General features: G+C 50.9%; 19 protein-coding genes and 3 pseudogenes. 13 read left to right on the top strand and 9 right to left on the bottom strand.

Annotation, left to right across the window (positions count from 1 at the left end; translation table 11 throughout):
• Positions 1 to 83 precede the first annotated feature (83 nt).
• Both F3I20_RS01815 and F3I20_RS01810 read right to left on the bottom strand, forming a co-directional pair.
• Positions 84 to 812, bottom strand: a complete 729-nt coding sequence (locus F3I20_RS01815) for a LytR/AlgR family response regulator transcription factor (protein WP_003848909.1) — start codon at positions 810 to 812, stop codon at positions 84 to 86.
• Complete coding sequence (locus tag F3I20_RS01810) at positions 809 to 2,479, bottom strand: sensor histidine kinase (RefSeq protein ID WP_150037058.1); 1,671 nt, start codon at positions 2,477 to 2,479, stop codon at positions 809 to 811. Before F3I20_RS01810 ends, F3I20_RS01815 begins: the two co-directional genes overlap by 4 nt.
• Positions 2,480 to 2,757: 278 nt before the next feature.
• Between F3I20_RS01810 and F3I20_RS01805 the strand changes: the two genes are divergently transcribed.
• Together F3I20_RS01805 and alaC are read left to right on the top strand one after the other, a co-directional pair.
• Positions 2,758 to 3,282, top strand: coding sequence for a GNAT family N-acetyltransferase (locus F3I20_RS01805; protein WP_150012663.1), 525 nt, complete (start codon positions 2,758 to 2,760; stop codon positions 3,280 to 3,282).
• 116 nt (positions 3,283 to 3,398) lie between these two features.
• Positions 3,399 to 4,631, top strand: a complete 1,233-nt coding sequence (gene alaC / locus F3I20_RS01800; RefSeq protein WP_150036922.1) for an alanine transaminase — start codon at positions 3,399 to 3,401, stop codon at positions 4,629 to 4,631.
• Between the two features lie 51 nt (positions 4,632 to 4,682).
• Here alaC and ypdK read toward each other — a convergent pair whose 3' ends face one another.
• The 3 genes from ypdK to F3I20_RS01785 form a co-directional block, all read right to left on the bottom strand.
• Positions 4,683 to 4,757 (bottom strand): membrane protein YpdK, encoded by a 75-nt coding sequence (gene ypdK / locus F3I20_RS01795; RefSeq protein WP_099257831.1) that lies wholly within the window; start codon positions 4,755 to 4,757, stop codon positions 4,683 to 4,685.
• Between the two features lie 201 nt (positions 4,758 to 4,958).
• Positions 4,959 to 5,987 carry an HlyD family secretion protein gene (locus tag F3I20_RS01790; protein WP_150036923.1) on the bottom strand — a complete coding sequence of 343 codons (1,029 nt, stop codon included), beginning with the start codon at positions 5,985 to 5,987 and terminating at the stop codon, positions 4,959 to 4,961.
• A 2-nt stretch (positions 5,988 to 5,989) separates the two neighbouring features.
• A complete protein-coding gene (locus F3I20_RS01785) occupies positions 5,990 to 7,588 on the bottom strand; it encodes an MFS transporter (RefSeq protein WP_150036924.1) in 1,599 nt (532 codons plus the stop codon).
• A 149-nt stretch (positions 7,589 to 7,737) separates the two neighbouring features.
• Here F3I20_RS01785 and F3I20_RS01780 point away from each other — a divergent pair, with 149 nt between their 5' ends.
• The 4 genes from F3I20_RS01780 to F3I20_RS01765 all read left to right on the top strand — a co-directional run bounded on the left by F3I20_RS01780 (position 7,738) and on the right by F3I20_RS01765 (position 10,347).
• Entirely contained in the window at positions 7,738 to 8,523 is a 786-nt protein-coding gene (locus F3I20_RS01780; protein ID WP_010257875.1) for an IclR family transcriptional regulator, read from the top strand.
• A 7-nt stretch (positions 8,524 to 8,530) separates the two neighbouring features.
• Positions 8,531 to 8,983: a universal stress protein gene (locus tag F3I20_RS01775; protein ID WP_013358635.1), complete on the top strand. Its 453-nt coding sequence runs from the start codon at positions 8,531 to 8,533 to the stop codon at positions 8,981 to 8,983.
• Positions 8,984 to 8,992: 9 nt separating this feature from the next.
• Complete coding sequence (locus F3I20_RS01770; RefSeq protein ID WP_150036925.1) at positions 8,993 to 9,799, top strand: hypothetical protein; 807 nt, start codon at positions 8,993 to 8,995, stop codon at positions 9,797 to 9,799.
• A 266-nt stretch (positions 9,800 to 10,065) separates the two neighbouring features.
• Positions 10,066 to 10,347 carry a putative periplasmic lipoprotein gene (locus F3I20_RS01765; protein ID WP_150012457.1) on the top strand — a complete coding sequence of 94 codons (282 nt, stop codon included), beginning with the start codon at positions 10,066 to 10,068 and terminating at the stop codon, positions 10,345 to 10,347.
• Positions 10,348 to 10,422: 75 nt separating this feature from the next.
• Here F3I20_RS01765 and F3I20_RS23830 read toward each other — a convergent pair whose 3' ends face one another.
• Positions 10,423 to 10,596, bottom strand: coding sequence for a hypothetical protein (locus F3I20_RS23830; protein WP_190285901.1), 174 nt, complete (start codon positions 10,594 to 10,596; stop codon positions 10,423 to 10,425).
• Between the two features lie 263 nt (positions 10,597 to 10,859).
• Here F3I20_RS23830 and F3I20_RS01760 point away from each other — a divergent pair, with 263 nt between their 5' ends.
• Positions 10,860 to 11,735, top strand: a complete 876-nt coding sequence (locus F3I20_RS01760; protein ID WP_150019163.1) for an SMP-30/gluconolactonase/LRE family protein — start codon at positions 10,860 to 10,862, stop codon at positions 11,733 to 11,735.
• Between the two features lie 47 nt (positions 11,736 to 11,782).
• Here the strand turns inward: F3I20_RS01760 and F3I20_RS01755 are convergent, their stop codons facing one another.
• Positions 11,783 to 13,009, bottom strand: coding sequence for an L-lactate MFS transporter (locus F3I20_RS01755; RefSeq protein ID WP_150036926.1), 1,227 nt, complete (start codon positions 13,007 to 13,009; stop codon positions 11,783 to 11,785).
• Between the two features lie 295 nt (positions 13,010 to 13,304).
• Here F3I20_RS01755 and F3I20_RS01750 point away from each other — a divergent pair, with 295 nt between their 5' ends.
• A complete protein-coding gene (locus tag F3I20_RS01750; RefSeq protein WP_033733431.1) occupies positions 13,305 to 13,538 on the top strand; it encodes a hypothetical protein in 234 nt (77 codons plus the stop codon).
• A 36-nt stretch (positions 13,539 to 13,574) separates the two neighbouring features.
• Here F3I20_RS01750 and F3I20_RS01745 read toward each other — a convergent pair.
• A pseudogene (locus F3I20_RS01745) lies at positions 13,575 to 14,090 on the bottom strand (DMT family transporter); the annotation flags it as partial.
• Between F3I20_RS01745 and F3I20_RS24610 the strand changes: the two are divergent.
• From F3I20_RS24610 to F3I20_RS01730, 5 genes and pseudogenes are all read left to right on the top strand, one after another.
• Positions 14,069 to 14,161 (top strand): annotated as a pseudogene (locus F3I20_RS24610) (YdcA family protein); the annotation flags it as partial. The pseudogenes F3I20_RS01745 and F3I20_RS24610 sit on opposite strands and share 22 nt — an antisense overlap.
• A 78-nt stretch (positions 14,162 to 14,239) precedes the next feature.
• Entirely contained in the window at positions 14,240 to 14,398 is a 159-nt protein-coding gene (locus F3I20_RS23825; RefSeq protein ID WP_190286139.1) for a hypothetical protein, read from the top strand.
• Positions 14,374 to 14,502: pseudogene (locus tag F3I20_RS24085) on the top strand (GIY-YIG nuclease family protein); the annotation flags it as partial. The gene F3I20_RS23825 and the pseudogene F3I20_RS24085, both read left to right, overlap by 25 nt.
• Before the next feature lie 46 nt (positions 14,503 to 14,548).
• Positions 14,549 to 15,925 carry a VasL domain-containing protein gene (locus tag F3I20_RS01735; protein ID WP_150036927.1) on the top strand — a complete coding sequence of 459 codons (1,377 nt, stop codon included), beginning with the start codon at positions 14,549 to 14,551 and terminating at the stop codon, positions 15,923 to 15,925.
• 495 nt (positions 15,926 to 16,420) lie between these two features.
• Positions 16,421 to 17,230, top strand: coding sequence for a DUF6387 family protein (locus F3I20_RS01730; protein ID WP_150036928.1), 810 nt, complete (start codon positions 16,421 to 16,423; stop codon positions 17,228 to 17,230).
• Between the two features lie 35 nt (positions 17,231 to 17,265).
• Here the strand turns inward: F3I20_RS01730 and F3I20_RS01725 are convergent, their stop codons facing one another.
• Entirely contained in the window at positions 17,266 to 19,242 is a 1,977-nt protein-coding gene (locus F3I20_RS01725) for a hypothetical protein (protein WP_150053473.1), read from the bottom strand.
• Positions 19,243 to 19,604 lie beyond the last annotated feature (362 nt).

Raw genomic sequence — 19,604 nt, 5'->3', positions numbered from 1 at the left:
GCCTGCCTGCTTCAGCAGGGCAGGTTCGGGAAATCATCCTCTGCTTCACCACACGTTCTCCTGAAATATTCACCACTCCAGCGCTACAGGCGCATCAGCTGCCGAAACTGCTTCACCTTGCTGCGGCTCACCGGCACCTGAAACTCCAGATCGCGCAGCTTCAGCAGATAGGTGTTGTTAAACCACGGCTCAATTTCTCGGATCTTGCTAAGGCTGACGCAGTAAGAGCGGTGGCAGCGGAAGAACTGCTGTTCCGGCAGACGTGAACAGAATTCGGTAATATTCATCGACATCACATAAGACTCGCGCCGCGTGTACACAAACGTCAGCTTTTCATGGGCCTCTACGTAGTAAATGTCGTTCACGTCCGTGACGATAATGCGCTCATCTTTGATCAGGTTGACTGTCTGCGGCGCTGGCGTGGCGCTGAGATGGCTGACCGCCTGCTGCGCCTGTGCAGTGGCTTCCAGCTTGTTCAGCATGGTGACAATCCGCGACTCCTGATAAGGCTTGAGAATGTAGTCAAACGCCTCCAGCTCAAACGCCTCCACCGCGTGCTCTTTCCACGCGGTGATAAAGACAATCAGCGGCTTATGCGCAAACTGATGGATATTCTGTGCCAGCAGCATGCCATCCAGCGAAGGAATGTTGATGTCGAGAAAAATCACATCAACCCGATGCTGTTGCAAATACTTCAGCACATCGAGGCCATCGTCGAAGCAGGCTTCAATCTCGATTTTGCTGTGATGCTGAATCATCCAGCTCAGCTCCTGCTGCGCCAGGAATTCATCTTCCACAATAATGGCTTTCATAACAGATTCTCCGCCAGGCGCTGGCCATTCTTACTCAGCGTAAAGGAAATCTCGGTTCCCGGCTGGTGCCGTACGATGTTCAGTCCCTGACCTGAAAGAAGTTTTACCCGATGATGCACATTGAGCAGGCCGATTTTATTTCCGGGCATCTCATTGCGCGCCACTCTTGCCACGACTTCGTCACTGATGCCCTGGCCGGTGTCCCGCACCGAGATGCGCACGCTATCGCCCCGATCCCGGACGCTCAGTGTCACCACGCCTTTACCTTTACAGGGCTGGATACCGTGGACAATCGCATTCTCCACCAGCGGCTGGATCAGCAGACTGGGCAGCAGAAAATGAAGATCTTCGTCGACGTCATAGATCATCGTCAGCTTGTCGCCAAACCGCGCCTGCTCAATGGCGATGTAATCTTTGACCTGCCACAGCTCCTTACGAATATCAATCAGCTCATCATCATTCAGCTCCAGGTTGTAGCGCAGGTAGCGTGACAGGTTAATCACCAGCTGGCGGGCGGTATCGGGATTGAGACGGATAGAAGAGGAGATGGCATTAAGGGCGTTGAACAGGAAATGGGGATTTATTTTACTTTGCAGCGCCCGTAGTTCCGCTTTATTGGCCATCTCACGTAGCTGCTCGGCACGTGACACTTCAAGCTGGGTAGAGATGATTTGTGACAGGCCGATGGCCATCTCTTTCAGCGAGCCGGTAATACGGTGCGCACGGCGATAGTAGATTTTCAGCGTGCCGGTGACTTTGCCTTTTTCCCATAGAGGAATGACGATCATCGAATGGATATCTTTAGTGCGGTGCGCTTCATCGTTGTTTTTAATAATAATTTTGCCACTGGCAATCGACTGCGCCGTGGTGGGACTGATGCCATCATCCCCATGTTGATAGTTGTGTTCGCCATAGCCGACGTAGGCCAGTATCTGCTTTTTATCGGTCATCGCCACCGCATCGGCTTTGATCTCCCGTCGGATAATGTCACAGATGTTGCGCAGCGAGTCGCTGTTCACCTGACGAAACAGCGGCAGGGTTTTGTTGGCGATCTCCAGTGCCAGTTTGGCCTGACGGGCGGCAATCGCCTCTTTCTCTCCTTCGACGCTCTGCACCAGCAACACAATGATACCGATACTGGAGGCACCGAGGATCATCGGCAGGGCAATCTCTGACACAATCGCCAGCCCGAGTGAGGTTGGGCGCGCCCACAGCACGATCAGCAACATCGTCAGGGCTTCACACAGCATGCCGCCGACGATACCGGCGCGCCAGCGATGCTCTTTCAGCACCCGGCGATTAATGCCGCCCGAGACGACACCGGCAATGATGCTGGTGATCAGGCAGGGTACGGAGGTTACGCCGTGAATATCGATCAGAAAACGGTGCAGGCCCGCAATCACCCCGGTGGCGATGCCGACCCAGGGACCAAACAGAATGCCGCCTGCCATCACGGCAATCACCCGCACATTCAGCAGCGAACCGTCGACATTGACCCCAGACCAGGTACTGAACAGCGCAAACAGGGAAAAGATGGCGGTTACCGCTATTTTTTCTGCGCGCGTGTGTTCATCTTTTTGCAGCAGCTGACGAAAAGGGCGGGTGCGCGTCAGGAAGAACAGGCAGATCAACATCAGGGCGGCGCGGTCAAATACTGCCAGTAACATCGTGAAGTGGGAGGACACAGGCGGCTCGTCGGCAAGGGAAAGTGTCTCTATGATAAAAAATGTGATCGCGAACCGCTAGCGCCCCGCACAATCACGCCGGGACTTCGTGTTTCAGATCAATTTTTAAGGCCTGTGCATAAAAAGGGGAAAGGTTGAGTGCAATAAAGGGGAACGGTTTTTCATCCTGTCAGCGCTGGTCGCTGTGATGCCGTTTTGCTATGTTGCGCGATGACGCGCGCCAGCGACTGCTGGAAAACCACGCCCATCGGGAGCAGCAGATGCAACTTGTCACCGCCAGATTAACCCTGAATAAATTACAGCCAGAAGACTGGCAACTGTTTCGTGCCGTCCATGAAGATCGCGACACCATGACGTGGGTGAGCGAAATCCCCGATGAAGCGGATATCCGTCAGCGCTTCAACACGCGTCTGGCACCCTGGCAGCCGGGCAGTTTTCATATGCTCTGCCTGGTGGCACGACGCCGCGACAGCGGTGAGCCGATTGGCCTGTTTGGCTGCAGCCCCGAATGGGAGCCACATCGTCAGGCTGAAGTAGGCTATATGCTGCTTCATCGCCACTGCGGCCAGGGCTATGGCAGTGAGGCACTGGCGGCGCTGTGTCAGTTTCTGCTTGAAGCCGATTTCCACAAACTCAAGGCAATGGTGGTTGAAGGTAACTGGGCGTCGCGCCGGATTCTGGAGAAAAACGGCTTCCAGCTGGAGGGCACGCTACGGGATAATTATCTGCTGAACGGCTGCTGGGTGAACGATTGGCTGCTGGGACGACTGAATCCGCAAAAATAAAAATATTTTCTGCCCCCTCGACAAAATGATCTTCACCGCGTTATGTTCGTAACGGGTCACCGCAGTGACCCGCGTCGCTCGGACGGTCCGGGCGCTTACGTAATCCAGAGGACATCATGGCTGATAACAGCACACCCCGTCGTTTCTCACGTATTGAACGTTTACCCCCTTACGTTTTCAACATCACCGCTGAACTGAAGATGGCTGCGCGCCGGCGCGGCGAAGATATCATCGACTTTTCAATGGGCAACCCTGATGGCCCGACCCCGCCGCACATCGTCGAAAAGTTATGCCAGGTAGCGCAGCGCGACGACACCCACGGTTATTCCACCTCACGCGGCATTCCGCGCCTGCGGCGGGCGATCTCGCGCTGGTACGCCGAGCGATATCAGGTGGAGATCGATCCTGAATCTGAGGCGATTGTTACCATCGGTTCCAAAGAGGGACTGGCGCATCTGATGCTGGCGACGCTGGATCATGGGGATACCGTGCTGGTGCCCAATCCCAGCTATCCGATTCATATTTACGGTGCAGTGATTGCCGGAGCGCAGGTGCGCTCGGTGCCGCTGGTGGCAGGTGTCGACTTCTTCAATGAGCTGGAACGCGCCATTCGTGAGAGCTATCCCAAGCCAAAAATGATGATCCTTGGCTTCCCGTCAAACCCCACCTCACAGTGTGTAGAGCTCGACTTTTTCGAGCGGGTGATTGCGCTGGCAAAACAATACAACGTGCTGGTGATCCACGATCTGGCTTATGCCGACATCGTCTACGATGGCTGGAAAGCGCCGTCCATTATGCAGGTGCCGGGCGCACGTGACGTTGCCGTCGAGTTTTTCACCCTGTCAAAAAGCTACAACATGGCGGGCTGGCGCATCGGTTTCATGGTGGGCAACAAAGAGCTGGTCGCCGCGCTGGCACGCATTAAAAGTTACCATGACTACGGCACCTTTACGCCGCTGCAGGTGGCGGCGATTGCGGCGCTGGAAGGGGACCAACAGTGTGTTCGCGACATCGCAGAGCAGTACAAACGGCGTCGTGATGTGCTGGTCAAGGGATTGCATGAAGCGGGCTGGATGGTCGATAACCCGAAAGCCTCGATGTATGTCTGGGCAAAAATTCCGGACCACTATGCGCATCTGGGCTCCCTGGAGTTTGCCAAACATATGCTGCAGGAGGCGAAAGTCTGTGTTTCGCCCGGTATCGGGTTTGGCGACTATGGTGATACGCACGTGCGTTTTGCACTGATTGAAAACAGCGATCGCATTCGTCAGGCGGTACGGGGAATTAAAGCGATGTTTCGTGCCGATGGCGTTTTGCCTGGCAGCATGAAAACGGAAGAAGAGCACTGACAGCCAGCAGGGGCGACGCAATGGTCGCCCCGTGGCGGCACTGTCACGCCATTACTTCAGCAGCAGAACAAAGGTTCCGAACCAAAGTAATGCGAAAAAAGATATTCCCATCAAGGCATATTTCACAAAGCAACTCCTCTGAGCGGTTACGATGATGGCGATCCCAAACCAGTGCAACGCGAACAGCTGTGGAAAAGAGATCGCCATTTCAATAATGGTCTGCTCATTTCCGGGTCGATCTGAATAACTCAGAACAGGATCAGGCGCTAATTTACGCGTAATCCCGCCTAAATGAAATAGGTCCGTTCTGAGATATTGCTCACAATTTTACGGCACCTGAATTTCCGGGATCGCCGACATGCCGACACGTAACTGAGCCAGATGCTGTTGGTCACTATCCAGCACAATTTTAACCGGCAGACGTTGAACGACTTTAGTGTAGTTGCCGGTGGCGTTATCGGGGGCGATCGCGGAAAAAGTTGCGCCGGTGGCCGGCGCGATGCTATCCACGTGACCGGTGAAGGTCTTGCCTGGCAGGGCATCGATACGAATCTGAACCCGCTGACCCGGACGTACATCGCTTAACTGCGTTTCAAGGTAGTTAGCGGTAATGTAGGTTTGCTGCAGGGGTACCACCGCCAGCAGACGGGTTCCGGCTGACACGTAAGCGCCAGTCCGCACCGAGCGCTGACCCACCATCCCGTCAACAGGTGCCGTAATACGCGTGTAGGAGAGGTTCAGTCTGGCCTGATCGACGCTGGCTTTAGCCGCTGCGACATCCGCTTCCGCTGAACGCACCGCAGCCTGTAATACGCCGACCTGTTTCACTGCCGACACTAACGCAGCCTGACTCTGATGCACGGCTGCCAGGGCTGAACGTTGGTTCGAGCTGGCTTTCTGCTGATCGTCGGCGGCTACGGTACCGCTTTTATAGAGTCGGTTGTAGCGATCGGCACTCTGACCGGCATACTGCGCGGACGCCTGGCTGGCCGCAACGCTGGCTTTCTGCTGATCAATCACCGACTGCTGCTGTTCAAGCTGGGCCTGGCTGCTTAGCAGTTTCGCCTGACTCACCTGCAGGTCAGCCTCGGCACTCTCCAGCGCCACACGATAGTCACGGTCGTCCAGTGTTGCCAGCAGCTGACCGGCTTTGACCTGCTGATTATCCTGCACCTGCACATTGCTGATGTAGCCGGAGACTTTTGGTGCCACCAGAGTGTAATCCGCATTGACGTAGGCGTCGTTGGTGCGGTGATCGTTGCCGCTCATCAGTGACCAGACTCCAAAAGCGATGGCCAGTAACACCAGCAGCAGCAGTGTGAGCACCAGAGTTCTTTTCATTTCGAAAGCACGCATATTCAGTTATTCCGGGAGGGGTTTTGAAGCAAAGTTTGAGGCGGCCAGACCCGTTTTGGCAGGATGGCGGTAAGCAGTAACAGGCAGGCGGCAAAACCGGTGAGCATCAGCCAGCTGTCGCTCAGGCTCAGCACCGTGGCCTGATGCCGGACCAGCGTGGCGAATCCGCTGAGATTATCGCTGGCGCTGATGCTGCCATCCGGCAACAATGGCAAACTGCCGCTGGCCTGATCGGCCGTCGGCGCGGTCATCAGCCAGCTGCGACTGGCGGCCTGATCAATCAGAACACTGGAGTGAAACTGCTCACGATGGGAGAGGAACACCTCAACCAGCGTGGAGGCGGCGATGCTGGAGAAGCCGCGTACTGTATTAAACATCGCCGAGGCAAACGGGCCTTCAGGGGGAGCCACCACGCTGGTGGCGCTCATCAGTATCGGCAGAATTATCATCGGTTGGCCGAACGCCTGCAGAATCTGCAGCAGCCAGAAATTCTGGCGCGCCCAGTCACTGGTAATTTGCGAGCCCAGCAGACAGGACGTTACCAGCAGGCCGACGCCCGCCGTCAGCATCCAGCGGCAATCAATCCACCGAATATTCAGCAGTGCCGCAATTAGCGGTGCGATCAGCAGTTGCGGCAGGCCGACCGCCAGCGCCAGCGGGGCAAACTCCAGGGTGGGAAAACCGCTGACCTGCGCAAAATAGGCCGAAGGCAGAGCGGAGCCAGACAGACCAAGGATGAGCACGCAGGCCAGTCCCAGCAAGCCGTGCGCCAGATTGGGCCGCCGCAGCATCTGCAATTTAAACAGGGGCAGCGGGTGAAACCACTCATTAATCAGGAAAACCAGCAGCAGCGGCAGCGCCGTCAGCAGCATACCGGCGATCAATGGCGAGTTCAGCCAGTCGAGACGCTCACCCTGAGTCAGCACCAGAACCAGCAGCGCAACCGCGCTGCAGCCGGTCACCATGCCAGACAGATCGATCTGCTGAAAGCGTTCCGGACGCAGCGGGTCCTGCGGTATCCCCCAGCTAATCAGCACCATGGCAATGAGCATTAATGGCACGACCTGCCAGAACACCATCATCCAGCTGACATGATCGGTCCATAACGACGCCAGTGAGGCCGCCATATTGGGGCCAAATGTCGCGGTCAGGGCATAGCCCGCCAGGCCAAACAGCTTAAAGGGCGGCGGCAGAAAGCGCAGGGCGACGGTCATCAGCATCGGCGGCAGTGCGCCACCAAACAGGCCCTGCAGTACGCGCAGGCTGATAAACAGCGTTGGGTCAGGCACCAGCGGCAGCAGAATGCCGGTCAGCATAAATCCTGCCGATACGCCAAGGGTGAAACGCCGCAGCGACAGCGTGACGGCAAACCAGGGCGCGATCATCATGGCAGCGACTTCGGCGGCCTGATAACCAGAAATGATCCAGCTACCCTGATCGTAACCGATGCCAATGGCAGCCCGGATATCGGCCAGTGCGATATCACTGACGCGATCATTCAGCCCGGAGGTCAGGGCAGCAATGAGTACGCCGACCAGGCCAAGCGCCAGTCGCAGTGTAAAAGGATGAGGGGCCGGCGCGGTGGCAGGCTTAGCGTTCATTGCAGGCGATCTCGTTATTATGATGCAGTGTACTGCGATGTGATACAGGGCGTGATATTACATCCCGGTATGCTGTATTGCAATGTGGTACAGGCTGTAAAAAGTGCGGCATTCGCGCTACAGTAAGGCAGCTCAAACAGGACGACGCTATGGCACATCAACCCTCCAGCCGTGAGGATGAAAAAACGGGCGGTATTCAGGTCATCGCCCGTGCGGCAAAAATTCTTAATGCGCTGGGCGAACAGCCGGGCGGCATGAGCCTCGGCGAGATTGCTCAGGCAGTAGAACTGCCCCGTTCAACGGTGCAGCGTATCGTTGCCGCGCTCGACAGCGCCGAGCTGGTGCGCAGCAGCGGGGCAGGCGGATTGCGGCTGGGGCCGGCACTGTTAAAACTGATCTCCAGCGTCCACACCGATGTGGTCGACCTGGTCAGTCCGCTGCTGGAAAAACTCTCTTCCGATACCAATGAAACCGTCTCGCTGGCGCGCGCCAGCGGCAGCCAGCTGGCAATTATTCACCACGTGGTCGCGTCGCGGGAGCTGCGGGTCGTTCCGCATATGGGACTCAATCTGCCGCTCTACAGCACCTCCGGTGGACGGGCACTGCTGGCGCTGGAGTGTGAAAAAGATGTGCGGACGATCGTCGGTGACGCCTGGCAGGAGTTAACCGATATGACGGTGAAAACACTGCCGCAGTTACTGCAACTTATCAGGGAAGTGCGCGAAACCGGTATCGCTGTGGATCGCGGTGAAACGCTGGAAGGTATCTCTACCATGGCGTTTGCACTGGATACACTGTTTGGTCGCTTTTCTGTCTCTTTGCTGGTGCCCTCTGCACGTTTTCTGCGTCACGAAGCCCGTTTTCGTGACGAGATGCTGAAGTGCAAAGAGGCGCTGGTGCGTGAAATCGGCAAAGTCGCCGCGATAGAAGGATAAGCATCTGATGAAAACCCTGCTGATGGCTATTGATCACTCTCCGGTCGCGGAGAAAGTGGTTGCCTTAACCATTGAAGAAGCGCTGGCGCATCGCGCCGATGTGGTGGTGCTGTGCTGTGTTGATCCTGCTTACTCCTCCTGCAATCAGCCAATGGAAATCGATGCTGGTGAAGATCCCGCCGATTTTGTGGCGGCGCAGGATGAGCAGAATACAGCAGAAATGGTGGTGCGCCATGCGCTGGCACCGTTATTGCGCGCGGGCATTAATGCGCGTGGCATGATTCTGGCAGGTGACGCAGCAGACACCATCGTTGCCCAGTCGCAACAGCTTAAAGCCAGCATGATTATCATGGGACGTCGCCATCTCTCTTCTTTTAATCGGCTGTTAAAAGGCTCGGTCAGCGCATCAGTTATTGAGCGTGCTCACTGTCCTGTGCTGATCGATGTGCGTAAGGATTAATCCCGCAGTATGAATTCTCTGCTTTTTATTACGCTGGCCGCGTTTGCGCTGCTGGCGCTGATTGTCATTGTGCTCATCAGAACCACCCGGCTGCGTTTGTGGCAGGGGCTGATCCTCTTTCTGCTGCCACTGATAGTGGCAAATCTGCTCTGGTTCAGCTGGGTCGCGCCGCATCAGCAGCAGACTGCTCAGCATGAGCAGGCGGTGAATCAACTGGCAAAGATGCCTGGCTATCGGGTATTGCAGACGCAGGAACCGGCATTATGGCTGTTACTGACTCAGGAACTCACCAGACGGATCCGTGCGGGCGAGCAGCCTGACAGGGCGACGGGTGAACTGCGTGGCTGGCTGATTGAGGTGATTAATCAGCGACTGATGCGCGGAACAGATGCGGCGGTCGTTAACTATATCAGCGTCTCGGTTGAAGAGATGCGGGCACTGAACCAAATCGATCCGGGCCTCTGCTTCCGTTATCTCTATCCGCAGGTGAGTGGTGGCATCAATTTGCAGACCACACTCTCAGCGTCGCTGAATCAGAAAGAGGCTGATGCCATGGAGCTGTTGCTGCTCAATAGCCCGCCACCCGAACAGCCCCTTGAAAAGATCCAGGCGCAGGATGATCTGCAAAAGATTGTCGGTCGGCTTTATCTGAAGTGGGGCGACAAGCTGCAGCAGCTGAATATGCCTGCCGACACGGCGGTGGATCGCTCTTCGCTGTGTGCCATGTCGATTGATCTCTACAGTGCCATTCTGGCATTACCTGACAAGCGCGCCGCTAATCTGTTACGTAGAATGGTTGCTATGACAGGCCAGTAAATCAGCGTACAGCGGGCGAAAAAAAGCCCGCTAAGCGCGGGCAGGGAAGAGAGAGGAACAGATTTCTTATTTTTGACATTTCCTGGTGTGGTGCAGTCTTCGTTTGGTCTGATTACATCCTGTCACGTTTAGAATGATAGTGATAGCCGTTTAATCGTATTACATTAATCGGTAAAATCTTATCAAGTTTTGATTTTTCGCGCATTAATCCTATGGATGCGCGGCATGCTGCGTCATACACTGCGTGGCAACGTGAGGATAACTAAATGAAAAAATTAATTACCGGCGCACTGGCGCTGATTCTGCTGAGTGGATGTACTGCCAGCAAACCCGGGGCATTTGAACGCGTTGATGAAGATCCCAGCTCGAATACCGTGCAATACCGTTATGACCCGGTAAAGGTTAATCGTGATGCGATGGATATCGATCTGGCGAATTACTGCAGCAATAAAGGATTTGATAAAGTTGAGGCGCTGCCTGCCCAGGAAAGTCATATTCCGGGGCTGAAGAAAGTCTGGTTTCAGTGTAATTATGCGCTGAAAAGCTGAATAAAACGGGCGGGATAATTATCCCGCCCTTAAAGTTTAATGCTTTTATTTTATGCTGTGTGACATCTTTGCCCGTTAGTGGCGATGGTGACCGCCGTGATACCCACCGTGATAACCTCCATAGTAGCCTCCATGATATCCGCCGCCACCCCCGCGGTGCCAGCCATTGTCGTGTCTGGGGCTGATGATACAACCGCTTAATAATGTCATCAGCACAATCACCGAAGCGACTTTAATTGATCTTTTCATCGGAAGCCTCTCCTCTTTTCCAATGACTACGACACTACGCTGGAAAAGTGGAGTGAAGATGCAGGCTTTGTAGAGTTATTTAAGAAGATATGACGGAATATTTCAGAGTGATCTATTTTTCCGCGGCGGTAAATAAGAAAATCGGAATGAGCTGAATATTAAATACTATCAAAGAGAATAGTCTTAAAATCAAGAGAAAATAATTCTCATTTGAAAGTTTTTACCACTACATTATTAGCATGTCATTTTAATGGGAGAGAAACATGGCGCATAACGTAAAAAATATTCTGGCGTTACAGGCTGAACTGGGGGAATGCCCGCTCTGGTCAGTAGAAGAACAGGTACTCTATTGCGTCGATATTCTGGCTCCGGCCATTCACCGTTTTGATCCGGTCAGCAGTGAATTGCAGACCTTCCCGCAGGCGGAAGAGGTAGGATGCATCGGTCTGCGTGAACAGGGCGGGCTGATAGCCGCATTGCGCAATGGTGTCTGGCTGCTGGATGCGCAGGGTAAACCAGAGAAAAAGATTGCAGAGAATCCCGGTGTGGCGGCACAAAGTCGCTTTAATGATGGCCGTGTGGATCCATGGGGTAACTTCTGGTGCGGCAGCCTGTGGGAACCGCAGGACAAAAACGGCGGGCTGCTGTGCCGCGTAACGCCTGACCTGAAACTGGAAGTGAAGGCGCAGGACATTAAAATTTCCAACGGGCTGGCATTTTCTCCGGACCGGCAATGGATGTATCACAGCGATACACCGAATGAGTCGCTCTATCGCTATCCGTTAAACGAGCAGGGCGAACCGGGTGAACGCACGCTGTTCCGTCGTTTTGACGCGAAAGGGGGATTACCGGATGGTGCCGCGGTGGATAGCGAAGGTTTCTACTGGTCTGCACAGTTTGATGGCGGACGCGTGGTGCGTATCGATCCCCAGAGCAGCGAAATCGTTGATGAGATCCTGCTGCCGGTGAAGTGGCCAACTATGGTGGCCTTTGGCGGTGCCGATCTTAAAACGCTGTTTATCACCAGTTCACGGGAAGATCGCACTGAAGAGGAACTGGCACGCTATCCGCAGTCAGGCGATATCTTTGCCGTGGACGTCGCGGTGGCGGGAATAGCAGAGCCGCGATTCCGCGGCTAAAGGTTAGCGGGCCGCGCAATGGCGGCCCGTTAACGTTGCCCGTAAAGTTAGTGGCGTTGTAACACCGGTTCTGCTGTTACGGAACTCTGCGGCAGTCGGATGGTGAGCGACAGGAACAGGGAGATGACCAGCAGCGTCATAATCAGGCTGAAGGTAACGGTGAAACCACCAAACAGCGAGGCGACCAGCGAGCCCAGCACGCTTCCGATACCAAAGCCCAGATAGAGCAGGCCATAGTTTTTTGTCAGGTTGTTGAGGCCGAAAAAATCACTGACCAGTGATGGGAACACCGTGATGGTCCCGCCAAAGCTAAAGGCCACACAGGCGAGTGACAGGAAGAAGGTCATCTCATTCATTCGGGTGAACAGCAGCACGCTCATCCCGATCAGTGACACAATTTGCGCCAGCGAAATGACCCGGATACGCAGCATTTTGTCAGAAAGCACGCCCAGCACCAGACGACCACTCAGATTAGCAATCGCTATCACCGTAACTGCGCTGGCAGCAGTCTGCGTGGAGAGATGCACCAGACCTTCGCCGATATCTTTGGCAACCCCTATCACATAGAGTCCACTCATACAGGCGGTCAGGAACATCAGCGCCAGCATCCAGTACTGCGGCAGACGCACTGACTGTGCCAGCGTGTAATCCCGCGCATGTTGCTGACCTGGGGTGATGGTCCGGGTCTGCTGCAGTGGCGCTTCACGCATCAGCAGCGCACCAGTAATAATCATCGACATGGCAAGCACGCCCCAGATCATAAAGGTCTGCTCCAGACCGACCGTAGCCAGCAGTGCTCCGCAGATAAACTTGAATCCCAGACTGCCAAGGCCGTAAGCGCCAATCGCACAGGCAGAGATCATCCCTTTACGCTCCGGGAACCATTTCACGCAGTTTGACAGCGTCATCAGGTAACCGGCACCATCGGCCAGACCGACCAGCAGCCCGGCACTGAAGTAGAGCATCATCAGGTTATTCGCGTGTGCGGTGAGCCAGAAGCCCAGCGCCATCAGTACACCCGCGCCGATAGTGACGCGGCGTACGCCAAAACGTTCCTGTAATTTTCCAGCCAGTGAAGAGGCGATAGCCAGCCCTAAGCTCAGCAGGCCAAAGGAAAATGCGACCTGACTGATCGGTGCATCCAGCTTCTGTGATAGCTGACCGTTGAACAAACTCCATGTATAAACTGACCCCAGCGCAAACTGAGTGATTACCGTTCCGAACAATGTAAGCCAGCGGGAACGCTGGTAAGAAGCCTGTTGAGTCTGGTTCATAATTTATCTCTCCCGTCCGGGAATCTGGAAACTGCGGTCAGAATAAAGCAGTGATTCGCGCGCGTGAGCAGCAAAGGTATGAACGGAACGTATCAGGGAATGAAATGCCATTCAGACGGTATGAATGACACAACGCAAGTGTGCAGCGATAATGCAACATTGCGTTAAAAGTAACCAAAGCGGCAGCTTAATAAATAAGCGTAACCACCCGTAATAGAATGTTTCAGCGAGCCGGTTATGTGAGCAGGCTTGGGGATCTTTTGCCAGGCTGATAGTTCACTTATCAGGAGGAAATATGAAAGACCGGACATATGAATCCACCACCAGTGAGGACGAAGTTTGCTGCATCATCGGTCAGGCGGTGATTGAACTCAGTACAGAACAACAGCCTGTGACCAAATCGACGCTGGCATTGAAGCTTTTGTCGATGGCCGATCGTGATAGTGACGATGAGCGTGTTCTGCTCTACTGGATTGCGCGTAAAGCGATTAATCAACCACAGAAACTCCTTCAGCAGCAGTGGGCTTAATGCTCATCCGGACGCGGGCCTGAGCCCGCCTCCGCGTCAGATGATTACCTGGCGACGGCTTGTCGGCCAGCGGGCAAACATCACAATATTGCCCAGTAGAATCATGACAAGGCCAGGGATGGCGCTGACATGCCACTCATAACCCTCAAAACGGGTCGAGAGTGCCAGCGCAACCAGCGGAAACAGAACCGTTGTGTAGGCAGCCCGACTGGCTCCGATACGTCCCACCAGCGTAAAGTAGGCCCCGAAACCCATTACTGATCCGACGATAGCCAGATAGGTTAATGCGCTAATCCACTGGACATTCCATGTTGGCTGTAGTGATACACCCTGTAGCAGTGAGACCAGTCCCATTATCAGCGCACCGTATAACATGCCGTAACTGTTCGTTGTCAGCACGTCGCGTTGCAGACGCTGATGCCTCTGACTGATCATATTGCCGAATGAAAATCCCAGCGTGCCCAGCGCACTCAAACCAATGCCCCACATCAGCCCGGCAGAGGCCTGCGTGCTGCGCAGATCGTGCCAGAACAGCGCAACGACAGCCCACATGCGCTCCCCTCTATATGGCCAGTAAGCCCGGATATACTCATTTACCGATTTGCTCAGGGAATCAGTATTAATCTGTTATGGCAAAGGTCCCTTGCCCGTTATTCAGATTAAATAATCAGGATTGAAAGAAAAAAGGAAAGAGATAAAACATGGCGCGAAGAAAAAAAGATGACAATGCAGCAGGTATTATCCTGGTTATTCCTGGCGTCATTGCCTGGGGTATTTATGTCGCGGTAAGAGCATTAATCAATATTAATGGGCGATTTAAGCAGCGTAAGGCGTTTTCCGGGTCGAGCTCAGCCGGATAATCGATGAGGTTGAGCGTCATCATGGGCAGGTTGAATATATTGCTGACCCGGTGGCGCTACAGTATCTGCAGAGTCTCGAATATGCAGAAAGCCAAGCCGCATAAGCAATAACTTTCAATAGCTCCTTATATGTCAAATGGACAACTGGTCATGAATGACATCAACCCGCGAAAAATTAAAACCGGCGGCGACCCGCGCACGCTACCGGACTATGCCACCCTGCGTCATGAACTGAGTAAGCTGACGCATCCGGCTCGCCCGGATGTGAACTGGCATTATGTCGAAAAACTCTGTCTCTCACTGTTTGAGCAGAACGGTGTGGAATTGCAAACAGCAGCCTGGTATACGCTTGCGCGTACACAACTGACCGGTTTACTCGGGCTCAATGAAGGGCTGGCGATACTTGAGGCCCTGATAAGCCATCAGTGGGGGGCGCTATGGCCGCAGCCAGTCCACGCGCGCATGGAAATCCTCAGCAGCCTGAGTCAGCGCCTGCAGCAACGGATGCGCTCGCTGCCGCTGAATTACAGCGACCTCAGCCAGCTGTATCGGGCGGAGCAACTGCTTACCGGACTCGGAGAGGTACTGCAGCGTCTGGAACTTAAGCATCTGAGTCAGCTCGATACGTTGCGTACCCTGATGCACAACAGTGCTGTCCGGCTGGAAAACAGCGATAGTACCGGGTCGAACATTCAGCCAGGTATTGTGCTGCCAGCCACCGTGATGAATGATGCGACAGCATCCACCAGAGACTTTGCTGGTGGTCCGGATGAAGATATGTCAGAGAGTGCAGTGAAGAGGGCTTACGTTGCGCAGCCGGAACAGCAGCCGAACGTGGAAGTGCTGGCTGCTATGTCCACTCCGATAAAAAAAGGGAAATCCTTCTCCGCCGGGATGTGTACCATGCTGGTAATAAGCATAGTTTCAGTGTGGAGCTGGCATTTTCTACACCGTCCAGACCCTCTACAGAATCAGCTTGCTGCTTCACTGGCTCCGTTCCCTGCACCTCTTACGTCTGAACAGTTGGGGATGTTGCGTCAGCAGACTCCGTTACCGCAGGATCTTATCGCACAGACACAGCGGCAGCTTGCCCGGCTGGATAAGTTGCCGCCTGACTGGAATATTGACTTCAGTCGACAGCTTGTAAAACAGGCGCAGGTGCTTTCGCCAGAGCAGGCTAAACCTCTGGCACAAAACTGGCAGCAGCAACTCAATGCGATTGCATTACCGACAGAACATCTTGCTGACTGGTATCAGGGAATGACAACGCTACAAACACTCAGCGACAGACTTAACGGGCTTGATGAGCAGAAAGGTAAATACATAACGGTCAGTGAGCTGAAGTCAGTCGTTTTTTCAGCCATGCAGTCTTTCAGCCAATCGATACCGGCTGAAGAGCAGCTAAGGGCATTGTCACAAAATCCCGCGGGCGAACCTCTGCCTGCTGCTGCCAAAGCTCAGCTGGAGATGCATCTGAAGCAACTGACTGCCCGTTATGCAGAAATAAAACAGAATGCATCTAAATAAAAAATATCTGAAGCATTCGATGCAGCCAATTACCCATACCCGGCCGGTCATGATTACAACGCATTCGCAGGTGTTCATTCATTTGTCTGAAGAGCATAGCCATAGCCGTTAAACAATCAATGGTAATTGAGCAGAGAAAAGGCAAAGGGGGGTAGCCGTCATTAATGACCTGATGTTGATTTTTAAGGGGTTTAAATGATGGGGGCGTTTTCTAAAGAGAAGAAGTCTGGTGTCCCCTGCAGAAATCGAACTGGTGGTTAACTTGCTGATTTGAAGGATTTTTGTTGGAGTTAAGGTTTTTATACCATCATAGATACCAACACTCAAAAATAACCTTAAAAACTGTTGTGAGACACTGAAAAAAGCGTCTTAATTATACTCAATTTTATCAGCCGTTGTTACTGTTTCACAGCTTGTTGATTGAAGAGCTGGTTCAAGGTGATGATGTGCTGACTTCTACATTGAGCTATAAAAACACAAATGTAAGGCCTCAGTATGGATACGGTTCAGATCTACAAAGAGCTACAGGCTTGGTTTGACTACGACAACTATGTTGATGTTGAGTCTTGCACTTTAAAAGGCTTACATAAGGAGTTACAGGTAAGAAAGAACATCCTCGACTCAATTGAGTTTTTTGGGGAAGGAAATGATTATTTTAACCAAATCCTCGCGGGTAACCCTCTAATAAGTAAAACAATTGACCTCGACACTCATCTGGCAGAAAGCCAAACGCACATACGACAAGTCACTTTTGGTCATATTGAAAGCCTCAGAAGATCTCTTGAAATGTTCTCGCAAGAATCATTTGTCAAAGGTAGTAATCAACTTAAGAAAGAGGTCAGGGAGAAGGCACTTACTCAAAGTATGAGAGCCGTTGTTATGGGAACAAACGAAAGCCGTGTGTATACCTACTTTGACCTCGAAAGCTCTTCGGATGACGAAATCATAGGCTCGCTTCGTGCGCTACTTCCTATGTGGAGGAAAGAGTATGGAATCAAGGGCAGGAAGCAAGAGGCTTTCGGGCTGGGAAAGATTCTAAAGTTGGTTGACTACCGTATCCTTCCAATGATTGATCTGCTCTTGTGGGCTAAGTTAAATGATGTCTCTCTTTCAAACACCATCCTTTCCAGAGTTCTTTATCCTAAGCTCACAGATGAGGTTCGAGGAGATGAGCAACTCAAGGACACAGATCGACCAATAGCTGAGAGAGCTATGTCAGGTGAGACCTGTAAGAACGTTGAGAGTTTCATAAATAAGAATCGTCATCTTATGGATGTCACTCTCGCAATGTTAAAGAAATTATAGTTAGCAAATGATTATTCAACTAAAAGGTTGAATCTTCAGTAGGAACCATTTTTCAATTTTTGTTTCATTAATAGATTTCTGTCGTGCATTTTATCAATAAATGGGGAGAGTAGGTTATTAATTTGTGAGATTTTATGCTTATTAAGAACGAGCTTTCCATCTCTTTCACAAGCAATAAAGCAGCGAAAAATCATATCAATTAACATTGTTCTTTTATCGTAATCGTTAATTCTTTTTTTCAAATTATTTATCGATGATAGTAAATTTTCATAAGTTGATGGATATGCGTTTAAGCATCCACAGATGTATCCTAAATATCTGAATTCAGTATTATTTATTAATATCAAAAGTGCATTGAAGAGAGAAAGCATTTCGTCTCTTGGAAATGCAATGCTATCTGAACCGCAGTGATAAAAACTTTGCAAGTCAGCTACCAATTTAGAAAAAACCGTCATCTCATAATCGGTTGAAAGAAGAGTTGGAGAAGGTTTTTTATAAAGTGAAGAAATAAGGTTAATGTCAAACCTTTCTTCATTCCTGTCTCTAAATAAATATGAAGGTTTAATTTTAGTAAGAAAGGATACTTTTTTTGTATTCAAATACCAATCGAGAGCTGTCGGGAGTAAAAATTCGTTTAGCCAATCGTGAGTGGTCAAAGCATCAGCATATACGTTTTCCCTGATAGCTAAATCAGATGGTTTTTGGATAATCAGACTAAATGATTTAGGTGGTTCCCATAGAATAATAGCTTCGCGAATATGGAATTCATCGATGCATTTTGGGGGCACTATTCTAAAAGAAACATAACGAGAGGGGAATGTATTATAATTTAAAGTATTAAAGACCACGATTCTATTATGCAATGCGTTAAATATTGCCCATTCGCCTTCGTTTTCTACATAATCGAAATCTGTACAGAACTTATGCAATCTATACCACATCCATAGAGGAATCTTCATGATGGGAACACTATTTTTGCAATAGCCATCATCATCAAAGTTATAACTGCAAAATAAATTTCCAATTTGTTGGATTTTTTCTTTATAAGCAAACCACAGTTTATCAAAAGCGTTACATATACCTTTAACGCTATTGTAGGGTAAAGATATCCGTAGATTTCCAAGGTCACATACAAATTCATTATCGTTGGATTTGAAAAGCCACGGACGGCACTCGGACTCAGGTGGTGTTGCTGAACCTTCGAAAGCATAACTTAAAAGAAAATCTTGGCTTAAAGTAACTGACAAATGATTGTAATCATGATGTCTAAGATCAATAAAGCATGAAATTGATTGCCTGTCTGGTGTGGGTAAATAGGCAACAATATTTACATACTCATTAATATAACTATAGGGTTCTGACTCTTTATTTTCTTTCTCCCCACGGTAATTATTCCAAGAGTTTTGCTTTAGTTTTCCCCAGATACCCTGATTCTTTATTTGCCAAAGTCCTTCTTCACCACGAAGTCTTTCAATATATCCCTTACTAAAAAACTCAACTATCAAATTATCAGAATGAACTGACTTCATCCAAGACTCAATATCTTCACGGCCATAAACTTCATGGAGGATACCGAATTTACGCAGTCGCTCTTGTTGTTCCGATATAGTATTGAGCACTTTGGCTGAAATGAAACTTGCTGAAATTATATTAAAAGATCTTAATTTAAAATCCCATTCTTTTACGCTACCAATGAATTTATCAACTGCTTTTATGTATTTGGATACAGATAATGTTGCTCCACCTTTGCAATCATATAAGTCATTAACTGACTCATTATTGTTGTCAGTAATTTTAACTATAATATCTCCACCTAATTGAACACAGCCTCTACCACCAGTAGATTTAACACTTACAGACAATACGTTATGATGATTTTGTTCCTTAAGTTGAATTAAGGAGCGGCAAAAAGATTCGAAAACTTCAGGGACAGGTAATCTGTCATATGGCAAGTTATAGTCACCTTCACCTGCGGGACCAGTTGCTGGCATACTTTTATTGTTGAGAACCATATACATCATTCCAAATCTAAGAATTAAAAGAAAAATTAATGCATAAATATTTATAAATGAAGTTTTTAGAAGGTGCCAGCGATTTCTTGAATTTTTGGCCGCAGGTTTTTATTAAAAATCCCATAGTTTGTGTAATAGCTTGGAAAGAATGTTCATATCATTTCGCTTAGTAAAATTCGACATTCATGTATAAAAAAAATCCAATGCCATTTTATCATTGAAAAGTCAATGCACAAAACAAAATAAATTTTCTCATCAAGCATATCGCAAGTAGTTCATCTCTTATGAAACAATGTCCACTACATCCCTTCAAAGCCTGTTCCCGTCTATTTAGTATCAACTCATCGACAAGGCGAGGAGAT

This window comes from Candidatus Pantoea gossypiicola (genome assembly GCF_008632075.1).
GTDB lineage: Bacteria > Pseudomonadota > Gammaproteobacteria > Enterobacterales > Enterobacteriaceae > Pantoea > Pantoea gossypiicola.
The sequence above is the reverse complement of the archived record's forward strand: the minus strand, read 5'-3'. Positions and strand labels throughout refer to the sequence as shown.